Origin of the sequence: Microbacterium sp. KSW4-4 (assembly GCF_023091185.1) — a bacterium.
Classification (GTDB): domain Bacteria; phylum Actinomycetota; class Actinomycetes; order Actinomycetales; family Microbacteriaceae; genus Microbacterium; species Microbacterium paraoxydans.
Map to the genome: position 1 here is coordinate 1151172 of NZ_JAHWXJ010000002.1, position 12943 is coordinate 1164114.

Here is a 12943-nt window from a genome sequence, read left to right on the forward strand (position 1 = left end):
CCGACCGAGGCCGCCCAGCGCACGATGCTCGACGCGCTGGGTCTCGGCTCCGTCGACAGCGGGACGCTGAGCCCGGTCGAGGAACTCATGCGTCAGGCCGTCCCCGCCTCGATCTACACGGGACCGGAGGACGCGGTCGCCGACTCCCGCATCCCGGTCGCCGCGTCGGAGACGGAGGCGCTGGCCGAGCTGCGTTCCCTCGCCGCGCGGAACACGGTGAACCGCTCGATGATCGGCCTCGGATACTACGGCACCGTCACGCCGCAGGTCATCCAGCGCAACGTCCTCGAGAACCCGTCCTGGTACACGGCCTACACGCCGTACCAGCCCGAGATCTCGCAGGGGCGCCTCGAAGCGCTGATCAACTTCCAGACGATGGTGTCCGAGCTCACCGGCCTCACCACCGCGAACGCGTCGATGCTCGACGAGTCCACCGCGGTCGTGGAGGCGATGCTGCTCGCGCGCCGGGCCTCGAAGACCTCCTCGAACGTCTTCGCGGTGGACGCGGATGCGCTGCCGCAGACGAAGGCCATGCTCGCGTCCCGGGCCGAGGCGCTCGGCATCGAGCTCGTCACGGTCGACTTCGCGGCGGGGGAGGAGCTCCCCGCCGAGCTCTTCGGCGTTTTCGTGCAGTATCCGGGGGCTTCGGGCCGCGTATGGGATCCGTCCGCGGTGTTCGACGCCGCGCACGTCGCCGGCGCGCTCGCCGTCGCGGCCGCCGACCTGCTCGCGCTGACGCTCCTCAACGCGCCCGGCACCCTCGGGGCCGACGTGGCCGTGGGCACGACGCAGCGCTTCGGCGTGCCGATGGGCTTCGGCGGCCCGCACGCCGGCTACATGGCCGTGCGCGCAGGCCTGGAGCGGCAGCTGCCCGGACGCCTCGTCGGCGTGTCCGTCGACGCCGAGGGCAAGCCGGCCTACCGCCTCTCGCTGCAGACCCGCGAGCAGCACATCCGCCGCGAGAAGGCGACGTCGAACATCTGCACCGCCCAGGTGCTCCTCGCCGTGATGGCGTCGATGTACGCGGTCTATCACGGCCCGGACGGGCTTCGCGAGATCGCCCGCGACGTCGCCGCCAAGGCGGCCCTGCTGCGCGACTGGCTCGTCGAGGCCGGCGCCGAGGTCGTCCATGAGCACTTCTTCGACACGCTGACCGTGCGCGTCCCGGGCCGGGCGGCGGAGTACGCCGACCAGGCGCGAGGCGGCTACGGCATCCTCCTGCGGGTCGCCGACGCCGACACGATCGGCATCGCGGTCGACGAGACGACCACGGTGGCCGAGCTGCACCAGGTCGCGCAGGTCTTCGGCGGGAAGCAGGAGCGCGCCTTCGGCTTCGGCCTCGGCGACGCGGACGCGCTGCCGGACGCCCTCCGCCGCGAAGACGAGTACCTCACGCACCCGGTGTTCCACAGCCACCGCAGCGAGACCGCCATGATGCGGTATCTGAAGAGCCTGTCCGACCGGGACTACGCCCTCGACCGCGGCATGATCCCGCTCGGCTCGTGCACGATGAAGCTCAACGCCGCCACGGAGATGGCCGCCATCACGTGGCCGGAGTTCGCGGGAATCCACCCGTTCGCCCCGGAGGCCGACGTCCGCGGCTACCTGGAGCTCATCGATCAGCTCGAGGGCTGGCTCGCCGAGATCACCGGGTACGACGCGGTGTCGCTGCAGCCGAACGCCGGCTCGCAGGGGGAGCTGGCGGGCCTCCTCGCGATCCGCGGCTACCACCGCGCGAACGGCGACGACCACCGCATCGTGTGCCTCATCCCGTCCTCCGCCCACGGCACGAACGCGGCCTCCGCTGTGCTCGCCGGCATGAAGGTCGTCGTGGTGGCGAGCGACGCGCTCGGCAACGTCGACCTGGACGACCTCCGCGCGAAGATCGCCCAGCACGCTGACGACCTGGCGGCGCTGATGATCACGTACCCGTCCACGCACGGCGTCTACGAGGAGCAGGTCGTGGAGATCACCGGGGCGGTGCACGCGGCCGGCGGTCAGGTGTACGTCGACGGCGCGAACCTCAACGCACTCCTCGGCTACGCGCGATTCGGCGACCTCGGCGGCGACGTCTCGCACCTCAACCTGCACAAGACCTTCGCCATCCCGCACGGCGGCGGCGGCCCGGGCATCGGTCCGGTCGCGGCGAAGGCGCACCTCGCGCCGTACCTGCCGTCGCACCCGCTCGCGCAGCGCGCCGAGCACTTCGGCGGCCACACGTTCGAGGGCGCGGTGATCTCCGCGGCCCCGTACGGCTCTGCGGGCATCCTCCCGATCTCGTGGGCGTACGTGCGCATGATGGGTGCCGAGGGCCTCCGGCGCGCGACCGCCGCGGCGGTCCTCTCGGCGAACTACATCGCCGAGCGCCTCGGCGGGCACTTCCCGGTGCTGTACACGGGGGAGAACGGACGGGTCGCGCACGAGTGCATCCTCGACCTGCGTCCGCTCAAGGAGGCCACCGGCATCTCCGTCGACGACGTCGCCAAGCGCCTGATCGACTACGGGTTCCACGCGCCGACCATGTCGTTCCCGGTCGCGGGCACCCTCATGGTGGAGCCCACCGAGTCGGAGGACCTCGACGAGATCGAGCGGTTCATCGAGGCCATGATCATGATCAAGGCCGAGGCGGACGCCGTCGCCGCGGGGCGCTGGCCCGCGGATGACAACCCGCTCGTGCACGCCCCGCACACCGCCGTCTCGCTCATCGCGGGGGAGTGGGCACACGCCTACACCCGCGAGGAGGCCGCCTACCCGGTGCGCTCGCTGGTGGCGGCGAAGTACTGGCCGCCGGTCCGCCGGATCGACCAGGCCTACGGCGACCGCAACCTCGTCTGCGCCTGCCCGCCGATCGAGGCCTTCGCCTGACACGGACCCGCACGACGAACGGCGTCGCGCCCGCCTCCCGGCGGCGCGGCGCCGTTCGCGTTACGCCATGTTTCCGTCATGTGACAGATGGTCACCACTCAGTAACAGTTCGTTAGCCGAACGTCCTGGACTCGCGACCCCCGGGTTACGCTCAGGTATCCCTGCGCGCTCGATGATGAGCAGCGCAGAATTCCCACGTCCACAGGAGGACAAAAGTGAAGCGCAACAAGATCGCCCTCGCGGGCAGCGCACTGTTCGTGATCGGCGCCCTGACCCTGGCAGGCTGCGCCAGCGGCGGCGGCAACACGGGTGACGGAGGAAGCGACGCGAACGCGGATGCCGACGCCATCATCACCACGAACGGCTCCGAGCCGGAGAACCCGCTCATCCCGACCAACACCAACGAGGTCGGCGGCGGCAAGATCCTCGACGAGATTTTCGCCGGACTCGTCTACTACGACGCCGAGGGCAAGCCGGTCAACGACATGGCCGAGGAGATCGTCACCGACGACCCTCAGCACCTCACGATCAAGCTGAAGAAGGGGCAGACCTTCACCAATGGTGAGGAGGTCACGGCCGACAACTTCATCAAGGCGTGGAACGAGGGTGCGAAGGCATCGAACGCCCACCTGTCCGGCTACTTCTTCGAGGACATCGAGGGCTTCAGCTACGAGGAGGACACCGAGCTCACCGGTCTCGAGCAGGTCGACGACTACACGTTCACCATCGCGCTGAACAAGCCCGCCTCGGACTTCGCTCTGCGCCTGGGGTACTCGGCGTACTACCCGCTGCCCGATGTCGCGTTCGAGGACATGGACGCCTTCGGACAGAACCCCATCGGCAACGGCCCGTACATGATCGACGGTGACGACGCCTGGCAGCACGACGTGCAGATCGACCTGGTCCGCAACGACGACTACGAGGGTGGACGCCAGGCGAAGAACGGCGGCCTGACCATCAAGTTCTACGCGACCCAGGAGTCCGCGTACGCTGACCTCCTCGGAAACGAGGTCGACGTGATCGATGCGATCCCGACCAACTCGCTTCCGGTGTTCACCGACGAGCTCGGCGACCGCGCGGTGAACCAGCCTTCCGCCGTCTTCCAGTCCTTCACGATCGGCCAGTTCCTCCCGCACTTCAGCGGCGAAGAGGGCAAGCTGCGTCGTCAGGCGATCTCGATGGCCATCAACCGGGAAGAGATCACCGAGACGATCTTCTCGGGAACGCGCACCCCGGCTGCCGACTTCACGTCGCCGGTGATCGCAGGCTGGTCGGAGGACGTACCCGGCAACGAGGTTCTGGACTACGACCCGGAGAAGGCGAAGGAACTCTGGGCAGAGGCCGACGCCATCTCGCCGTGGGAGGGTGACTTCAAGATCGCCTACAACGCCGACGGCGGACACGACGCGTGGGTCGATGCGGTCAGCAACAGCATCAAGAACACGCTCGGTATCGAGGCGTCCGGCGACCCGTACCCGACCTTCCAGGACCTGCGCACCAAGGTGAACGACCGCACCATCACCACGGCGGCGCGCTCCGGCTGGCAGGCGGACTACCCGGGTCTGTACAACTTCCTCGGCCCGCTCTACGCGACCGGCGCCAGCTCTAACGACGGCGACTACACGAGCCCGGAGTTCGATGAGCTCATCAAGGCCGGTATCAGCAACCCTGACCCGGACGCTCAGCTCGAGGACTTCACCAAGGCTCAGGAAGTCCTGTTCAAGGATCTTCCGGCGATCCCGCTCTGGTACTCGAACGTGACCGGTGGTTACAGCGAGAACGTCGACAACGTGACGTTCGGCTGGAACTCGGTTCCGCTCTACTACGAGATCACGAAGGCCGGCGAGTAAGTCTGACGGCACTTCACCTGTGAGGCGGTGGCGATCTTCGTCACCGCCTCACAGGCTGTGTTCGGCTCGCTTTCTTTGCCCCTCAGAGAAGGGACAAGCGGATGCTCGGTTACATTCTGAGACGTCTTCTGCAGGTGATCCCGGTCTTCTTCGGAGCCACCCTGCTCATCTATTTCCTGGTGTTCGCCATGCCCGGCGACCCCATTCTCGCCCTCTTCGGCGACAAGACCCCGAATCCGGCTGTCATCGAGCAGCTCCGTGAGCAGTACCACCTGAACGACCCGTTCCTCGTCCAGTACTGGTACTACATCACCGGGGTGTTCCAGGGCGACCTCGGGACGACCTACTCCGGTCGTCCGGTGTCGACGGTCCTGGCGGCGACCTTGCCCGTGACGGGACGCCTGGCCGTCATGGCCATCGGAATCGAGTTCGTGCTCGCCATCGTCATCGGCACGATCTCCGCTCTGCGGAAGGGCAAGTTCTTCGACAACGTCTCCCTCATGGTGGCGCTCGTCGCGATCGCCATCCCGATCTTCGTGGTCGCCTTCCTGGCACAGTACTTCCTCGCCATCCGACTCGGGTGGTTCAAGCCCACGGTCGGAGCGGACAACGACTGGGGCGGACTCTGGCTCCCTGCCCTCGTGCTCGGGTTCAGCCTCTACGCCGTGAGTATGCGGCTGATGCGGAGCTCCGTCATCGACACCCTCAATCAGGACTGGGTGCGTACTGCGTACGGCAAGGGGCTCTCGCGGAATCGCGTGCTCCCCGTCCACGTGCTGCGAAACTCCCTCATTCCCGTCATCACCAACTCGGCCACCAACTTCGGCGTCCTTCTCGTGGGGGCCACCGTCACGGAGGGCATCTTCAACGTGCCGGGTGTCGGCAACACCCTCTTCGAAGCGATCCGACGGGGGGAGGGCCCGACGGTCGTCTCGTTCGTCACGGTCTTCGTCATCCTGTACGTCTTGGTGAACCTGCTCATCGACCTGCTCTATGGTCTGCTCGACCCAAGGATTCGATATGTCTGATCCCACGACCCAGAAACACTTCGTAGCCCCTGTCGAGACGGAGTCCATCAACGTCGATGCCGTCCGAATTTCCGACAAGCCGAGCAATCTCTGGCGCGATGCGTGGCGCGACGTGCGCCGCCGTCCGCTCTTCTGGTTCTCGGTGGTTTTGGCGTTGGTGTTCCTTCTCATGGCCCTCTGGCCGACGCTGTTCACGTCGACCCCGCCGAACAGCGACTGCCAGCTCTCCAACAGCAACGGAGGCCCGACGGAAGGCCACCCGCTCGGATTCACATTCCAAGGGTGCGACATCTACGCGCGGATCGTGTGGGGATCGCAGACTTCGCTGGCGGTGGGCCTCATCGCCACCGTGATCTCCTCGATCCTCGGACTGATCATGGGAGCCCTGGCAGGTTTCTACGGCGGCTGGCTGGACTCGGTCCTGTCCCGCGTCGGCGACATCTTCTTCGCGATCCCCTACATCCTCGCCGCCGTGGTCGTGATGACGGTGCTGAAGGACGCGCGCTCGGTCTGGACGCTGGCTCTCGCCATCGGCGGGTTCGCGTGGGCCTCGACGGCGCGAGTCGTCAGGGCGGAGATCCTCCGCGTGCGGCAGGCGGACTTCGTCATGGCCTCTCGGGCACTGGGGCAATCGAAGTTCCGAGTGCTCCTTAGCCATGTCGTTCCGAACGCGATCGCACCTCTGCTGGTCGTGTCGACGCTCGGCCTGGCGGCGGCGATCGTCGCGGAGTCGACATTGTCGTTCCTCGGGGTCGGGCTCGGCAGCGAGGTCATGTCGTGGGGTAATGACATCGCCAGGGCACAGGCTTCGCTCCGCGTCGCTCCGATGTCCCTCATCTATCCGGCGCTCGCGCTCACCCTCGCGGTGCTCGCGTTCGTCACCCTGGGCGAGCTCATCCGAGACGCCCTCGACCCGAAGGCGAGGGCTCGCCGATGAGCGACCGCACCACCCCACAGATGCCGCTGCTGAGCGTGCGCGACCTCACCGTCGCGTTCCGCACCCAGGGCGGGATGCGCGAGGTCCTGCACGGGATCACGTTCGATGTGATGCCCGGTGAGACGGTCGCCATCGTCGGCGAGTCAGGCTCGGGCAAGTCGACCACGGCGACCGCCATCGTCGACCTGCTTCCGGGCACGGGAACGATCACGGGCGGGTCCATCACGCTGGAGGGACGCCCGCTGACCGGGCTGAGCCGGCGCGACATGGAGGCGGTGCGCGGTCGAGACATCGGCTTCGTCCCGCAGGACCCGATGTCGAGCCTGAACCCCGTGTGGAGCATCGGCTTCCAGGTGAAGGAGGCCGTCCGCGCGAACGGCGTCGCCCAGGGGCGCGCCGCGGCGAAGGCGCGGACGATCGAGGTACTGCAGCAGGCCGGGCTGGCGGATGCCGAGCGTCGCCTGCACCAGTATCCGCACCAGTTCTCCGGCGGAATGCGCCAGCGGGCGCTGATCGGGATCGGCCTCGCGGCCGATCCGAAGCTCCTCATCGCCGACGAGCCGACCTCGGCTCTCGACGTGACGGTGCAGCGGGTCATCCTCGACCACATGGCGTCGCTTACGCGCGACAAGGGCACCTCGGTGCTGCTGATCACGCACGACCTGGGACTCGCGGCCGAACGCGCCGAGAAGATCATCGTCATGAACGGCGGCAACATCGTCGAGGCGGGCCCCAGCCGGCAGATCCTGGAGAACCCGCAGCACCCGTACACGAAGCGACTGGTCGCCGCGGCGCCCAGCGTTGCCTCGCAGCGGATCCAGGCGGTCGTGGAAGACCGGGGCATCGAGACGCTCGACGACCTGGCTGACATCCCGCCGACGGTCCGCGTGGCCGGCCTGACCAAGGACTACAAGATCCGGCAGGGCAACTTCCGCAGCGAGGCGTTCCGGGCGGTGGACGACGTGTCGTTCGAGATCCCGCGCGGAAAGACGCTGGCCCTCGTCGGCGAGTCGGGCTCCGGGAAATCCACGGTCGCCAAGATGGTGCTCAAGCTGGAGGAGCCGACGAGCGGGACGATCGAGATCGACGGGCAGGACGTGTCCCACCTGTCGAACGCGCAGTCCTTCGGACTCCGCCGGCGCATGCAGCCGGTGTTCCAGGACCCCTACGGGTCCCTGGATCCGCTGCGGAACATCGGCAACACCATCGCGGAGCCGCTGCAGATCCACGGGGTCGGCGACCGGGACTCGCATCGGGCTCGCGTGGAAGAGCTCCTGGAGCAGGTCGCCCTGCCGCAGGCGCTGGCCACGCGCTATCCGAACGAGCTCTCCGGCGGACAGCGTCAGCGTGTCGCGATCGCGCGTGCGCTGGCGCTCAAGCCCGACATCATCGTCCTCGATGAGGCGGTGTCGGCGCTCGACGTGCTCGTGCAGGACCAGATCCTGAAGCTCCTCGCCGACCTGCAGTCCGAGCTCGACCTCACCTATCTCTTCATCACGCACGACCTCGCGGTCGTCCGGGTCTCCAGCGACCTGGTCTGCGTCATGGAGAAGGGCAAGGTCGTCGAGCAGGGGACGGTCGACGAGATCTTCGCGAACCCGCAGGAGGAGTACACGGATCGTCTGCTGCAGGCGATCCCCGGTGCCTCGATCCCGCTCGGCGGCCGCTGAGGTGGCATCTCCCGCACACCCCGAGGGCGCACGGACCTACCGTGCGCCCTCGGGCACCGTCGTCTTCGTCCTCAGCATCCTGTTGGTGCTGTTCCTGCTCGGGGACACCGTCGTCAACGGCAGCATCGTGCAGGCGCTTCTCGTGGCGCCCTGGCTGCTGCTCGGTCTGTGTATCGTGTACGAGACCGCTTTCGTCTCCTTCGTCCGCGTGGATCAGGACGGGGCCGTGGTGCAGAACCTGCTGCGTCGCACGACCTTCGGCTGGGCGCGTGTGCAGGACATCGACATGCGCTGGCAGCTCGAGTTCACGCTGGACGACGGCCGCACCCTGAGCTGTTGGGGCGGACCGGCCAAAGCGCGTCCGCCTCGTCGCTCCCGCGATGAGGACGCGGAGCCGAAGGTGCCGTCGGCGCTCCGGGTGCTCACGAGCATCCGCGATCTGTGGAGCGCGGCGCCTGCGACGGCGGACGCGCCGATCCGACGCAGTTGGGACGGCCCGGCCCTCATCGCCCTCGCCGTCATCGTGCTGTGGGCCGTCGCGGCGCTCGTCGTCGTCAACCTCGGCTGAGCGCGCCTCAGCCGGGAAGACCGAACAGGGCGGGCCAGGTCGCCGCGGCCCAGGGATAGCCGACGAACGCCGCCGCGTCGATGAGGAAGTGCGCCACCAGGAACGGCAGCAGCCGACCGGTGCGGTGGTAGAGCCACCCGAAGAGCAGTCCCATCGCGAGGTTGCCGATGAAGGCACCGGGCCCCTGATAGAGGTGGTACGTCGCACGGAGCACCGACGTCGAGACGATGATCGTCCACGGCGACCACCCGAGCTCCCGCAGGCGGGCGAACAGGTATCCGAGCACGACGAACTCCTCCTGGAGCGACGCGCGTGCGGCGGCGAGCAGGAGGATCGGCACGGTCCACCAGTGCGCGTCCAGACCCGCGGGGTTCACGGCCACGAACAGTCCGAGCGCCCGGCCGCCGAGGTAGAGCGCCAGGCCCGGCACGCCGATCGCGAGGACGAGGAGCACGCCCCGGCCGACGTCGCCGGCCACGCGGGTACCGTCGAGGCCGAGGCGCTCCAGGTGCGGGCGACGGCGCTGCCACAGCAGGAAGCAGACGAGGAGCACCGGTACCAGGGCGAAGCCGATGGACAGCACCTGATAGATGAGGTCGAACACCTCCCGGTCGCTGCGGGAGGGGTTGAGGGTGGCGGTCTGATCCGCGAGGGGCGTGTCGTCCGTGAGCCGATAGGCGAGCTGCACGATCGCGTAGATCGCGGACTGGCCCAGACCCAGGGCGAGCACGATGGCGATCTCCCACCACAGGCGCGCTCGACCCTCACGCGGCTCGTCGCGCCGGATGGGCGCGGTCGACGGCGTCTGCGGCACCGGGGGAGTCGGGTCGGGGAGGCTCACGGGACGATGGTACGACGTGCGTTCAGGAACCCGATCCGCGCGTACGTTATCCTGGAACGTCGGCTTCCCGGCGCAACCCCACACTCTTTGAGGACCCTTGTATGGCGCACGCCCTCCGCTCTGACCTCCGCAACGTCGCAATCGTCGCCCACGTCGACCACGGCAAGACCACGCTCGTCGACGCGATGCTCCGCCAGACGGGCTCCTTCGGCGAACACTCGCACGTGGAGGAGCGCGCGATGGACTCCAACGATCTGGAGCGCGAGAAGGGCATCACGATCCTCGCCAAGAACACGGCGATCACCTACAAGGGCAAGCACGCCGGCGGCAAGGAGATCACGATCAACGTGATCGACACCCCCGGCCACGCCGACTTCGGCGGCGAGGTCGAGCGCGGCCTGTCGATGGTCGACGGCGTCGTGCTGCTCGTGGACGCGAGCGAGGGCCCGCTGCCGCAGACCCGCTTCGTGCTGCGCAAGGCGCTCGAGGCCAAGCTCCCCGTCATCCTCCTGGTCAACAAGACCGACCGTCCGGACGCCCGGATCGCCGAGGTCGAGGAGGAGGCGCACGACCTCCTGCTGGGTCTGGCCTCCGACCTCGTCGACGACGTGCCCGATCTCGACGTCGACGCGCTGCTCGACGTGCCCGTGGTCTACGCCTCCGGCCGCGCCGGCGCCGCGTCGCAGAACCGTCCCGCCGACGGCTCGCTGCCCGACAACGACGACCTCGAGCCGCTGTTCGAGGCCATCCTCGAGCACGTCCCGGCCCCGGCCTACGACGACGAGGCCCCGCTGCAGGCCTGGGTCACGAACCTGGACTCCAGCCCCTTCCTCGGTCGCCTCGCCCTGCTGCGCGTCTTCAACGGCACGCTCAAGAAGGGCCAGACGGTCGCCTGGGTCCGCTCCGACGGCTCGACCAGCAACGCCCGGATCACCGAGCTGCTGAAGACCCGCGCCCTGGAGCGCTACCCGGCCGAATCCGCCGGCCCCGGCGACATCGTCGCCATCGCCGGCTTCGAGGACATCACGATCGGCGAGACCATCGCCGACCCCGAGGACATCCGTCCGCTGCCGGCCATCACGGTCGACGACCCCGCGATCTCCATGACGATCGGCACCAACACCTCGCCGCTCATGGGCAAGGTCAAGGGGCACAAGCTCACCGCACGCATGGTGAAGGACCGCCTCGACCGCGAGCTCATCGGCAACGTGTCGCTCAAGGTCGTCGACATCGGGCGTCCCGACGCCTGGGAGGTGCAGGGTCGCGGTGAGCTGGCCCTCGCGATCCTCGTCGAGAACATGCGCCGCGAGGGCTTCGAGCTCACGGTCGGCAAGCCGCAGGTGGTCACCAAGAAGATCGACGGCAAGGTCTACGAGCCGTTCGAGCACCTGACCATCGACACGCCGGAGGAGCACCTCGGCGCGATCACCCAGCTCCTCGCGAACCGCAAGGGCCGCATGGAGAACATGACCAACCACGGCACCGGCTGGGTACGCATGGAGTTCGTCGTGCCCTCGCGTGGTCTCATCGGCTTCCGCAGCGAGTTCCTCACGACCACCCGCGGCACGGGTATCGCCAACGCGATCTCGCACGGCTACGAGCCGTGGGCGGGGCAGATCACCACGCGCCAGAACGGCTCGATCGTGGCCGACCGCTCGGGTGTCGTCACCCCCTTCGCGATGATCGCGCTCCAGGAGCGCATGTCGTTCTTCGTGCAGCCGACCGAAGAGGTCTACGAGGGCATGGTCATCGGCGAGAACTCGCGCGCCGACGACATGGACGTCAACATCACCAAGGAGAAGAAGCTCACCAACATGCGCTCCTCCACGGCCGACAACTTCGAGTCGATGACGCCGCCGCGCATCCTCACGCTGGAGGAGAGCCTGGAGTTCGCGCGCGACGACGAATGCGTCGAGGTGACTCCGGAGAAGGTCCGCATCCGCAAGGTGATCCTCGACCAGACCGTCCGCGGTCGCGAGGCCTCGCGTCTCAAGCGTCAGGACGCGAACGCCTGATCGCGCCGCACTCCTTTCGAGAGGGCCCCACGCCGCCGCCTGGCCGCGTGGGGCCCTCTCTCATGAAAATCCCAGGTGAGGGCTAGTTTTCGTTCAGGTTGATGACGCAGACTCGTTGACTTGCGCCCGGGGCGAGCTCCCGATGAGTCCCCGATATGGGCGTACGACGACCCGAAAGTCAAAGCCTTGCTTCAGAAGACCCGTGCGCTTCGGCGCGCCTCCGACGCGGCAGCCGCTCGCGCCACCGTCACCCGTACACCCCTCATCGCCCTCGGCGCCGCCACGGCCGCGCTCGTCGGCATCACCCTCAGCGTGGGCCTCGCCTCCGCCCCGGCGGCCGGAGCGGAGCGCTCCGACGCCACCTCCGCCGTCACGAGCCACGACCTCGGCACCGAGCCCCTCACCCGTATCGCCGATCAGGCCGTCATGACGGTCTCGAACGCGACCGATGCGGTCGCCGCGGCGAAGAGCCTGTCCACGGAGGTCGCCGAGTCGGGCCTCGACGTGGGCGCGGCGGCGTCCGTGGACACCACCGCTCTCGAGGACGACCTGGAGACCCTCGCCGACCGATCCACCCTCCCGCTGGTCCTCATCACCGTGACGACCGAGCAGGCCGAGGCGGAGACCGACAAGGTCGTGACCGCGACGGCAGAGCTCCAGCAGGCCTACACCGCCGCGCAGGAGAAGAAGGCGGCAGAGGACGCTGCGCGCGCCGCCGAGGAGAAGGCGGCGGCCGCAGCGGCCGCGCTCGCCTCCGCGAACACGCCGGACGGGGCTCGGGCCACCGCACAGCAGATGATGGCCGACCGCTACGGCTGGGGTGGCGACCAGTTCTCCTGCCTGAACTCGCTGTGGAACAAGGAGTCCGGCTGGAACTACCAGGCGTACAACAACGACGGGGGAGCGACCGGCATCCCGCAGGCGCTGCCCGGCAGCAAGATGGCCTCGGCGGGTGCCGACTGGCAGACGAACGCCGCCACCCAGATCGCCTGGGGCCTGCAGTACATCGCCGACGCCTACGGCACCCCGTGCAGCGCCTGGGGACACTCCCAGGCCATGAACTGGTACTGAGCCGCAGAGCGGGCCCCCTCGCGAACGATTGCCCCTAGCCGTCACCCGACACGGACGCTACCGTGACAGGGAGACGGCTGGGGGCGTCGCGATTTCCG

9 protein-coding genes are annotated in these 12943 nt (G+C 68.3%); 8 read left to right on the forward strand and 1 reads right to left on the reverse strand.

All coding sequences use genetic code 11. From position 1 onward, the window contains the following. The first annotated feature begins 24 nt into the window (after positions 1-24). The 6 genes from gcvP (at position 25) to KZC57_RS15135 (ending at position 8918) form a co-directional block, all read left to right on the forward strand. The gene (gene gcvP / locus KZC57_RS15110) at positions 25-2865 is read left to right on the forward strand and encodes an aminomethyl-transferring glycine dehydrogenase (RefSeq protein WP_247642193.1); all 2841 of its coding nucleotides are present in this window, start codon (positions 25-27) and stop codon (positions 2863-2865) included. Between the two features lie 215 nt (positions 2866-3080). Then, complete coding sequence (locus tag KZC57_RS15115; RefSeq protein WP_136050936.1) at positions 3081-4715, forward strand: ABC transporter substrate-binding protein; 1635 nt, start codon at positions 3081-3083, stop codon at positions 4713-4715. 101 nt (positions 4716-4816) lie between these two features. Further along, positions 4817-5743 carry an ABC transporter permease gene (locus tag KZC57_RS15120; protein WP_105949510.1) on the forward strand — a complete coding sequence of 309 codons (927 nt, stop codon included), beginning with the start codon at positions 4817-4819 and terminating at the stop codon, positions 5741-5743. Continuing rightward, complete coding sequence (locus tag KZC57_RS15125) at positions 5736-6680, forward strand: ABC transporter permease (RefSeq protein ID WP_060922737.1); 945 nt, start codon at positions 5736-5738, stop codon at positions 6678-6680. Before KZC57_RS15120 ends, KZC57_RS15125 begins: the two co-directional genes overlap by 8 nt. Next, positions 6677-8350 (forward strand): ABC transporter ATP-binding protein, encoded by a 1674-nt coding sequence (locus KZC57_RS15130; protein ID WP_247642113.1) that lies wholly within the window; start codon positions 6677-6679, stop codon positions 8348-8350. Before KZC57_RS15125 ends, KZC57_RS15130 begins: the two co-directional genes overlap by 4 nt. A gap of 1 nt (position 8351) precedes the next feature. Continuing rightward, positions 8352-8918, forward strand: a complete 567-nt coding sequence (locus KZC57_RS15135) for a PH domain-containing protein (RefSeq protein WP_247642114.1) — start codon at positions 8352-8354, stop codon at positions 8916-8918. 7 nt (positions 8919-8925) lie between these two features. On the opposite strand, the gene KZC57_RS15140 is transcribed toward KZC57_RS15135, so the two are convergent. Then, positions 8926-9732, reverse strand: coding sequence for a CPBP family intramembrane glutamic endopeptidase (locus KZC57_RS15140; RefSeq protein ID WP_199787708.1), 807 nt, complete (start codon positions 9730-9732; stop codon positions 8926-8928). Positions 9733-9860: 128 nt separating this feature from the next. Between KZC57_RS15140 and typA the strand changes: the two genes are divergently transcribed. Together typA and KZC57_RS15150 are read left to right on the forward strand one after the other, a co-directional pair. Further along, positions 9861-11774: a translational GTPase TypA gene (gene typA, locus KZC57_RS15145; RefSeq protein WP_025102945.1), complete on the forward strand. Its 1914-nt coding sequence runs from the start codon at positions 9861-9863 to the stop codon at positions 11772-11774. A gap of 186 nt (positions 11775-11960) precedes the next feature. Continuing rightward, positions 11961-12845, forward strand: a complete 885-nt coding sequence (locus KZC57_RS15150; RefSeq protein WP_060922739.1) for a hypothetical protein — start codon at positions 11961-11963, stop codon at positions 12843-12845. The last annotated feature ends 98 nt before the right edge of the window (positions 12846-12943 follow it).

Bases quoted from the DNA above. Each gene is read 5' to 3' on its own strand.
- gcvP (WP_247642193.1), top strand. From the start codon at position 25: ATGCTCGACGCGCTGGGTCTCGGCTCCGTCGACAGCGGGACGCTGAGC.
- KZC57_RS15120 (WP_105949510.1), top strand. From the start codon at position 4,817: ATGCTCGGTTACATTCTGAGACGTCTTCTGCAGGTGATCCCGGTCTTC.
- KZC57_RS15125 (WP_060922737.1), top strand. From the start codon at position 5,736: ATGTCTGATCCCACGACCCAGAAACACTTCGTAGCCCCTGTCGAGACG.
- KZC57_RS15130 (WP_247642113.1), top strand. From the start codon at position 6,677: ATGAGCGACCGCACCACCCCACAGATGCCGCTGCTGAGCGTGCGCGAC.
- typA (WP_025102945.1), top strand. From the start codon at position 9,861: ATGGCGCACGCCCTCCGCTCTGACCTCCGCAACGTCGCAATCGTCGCC.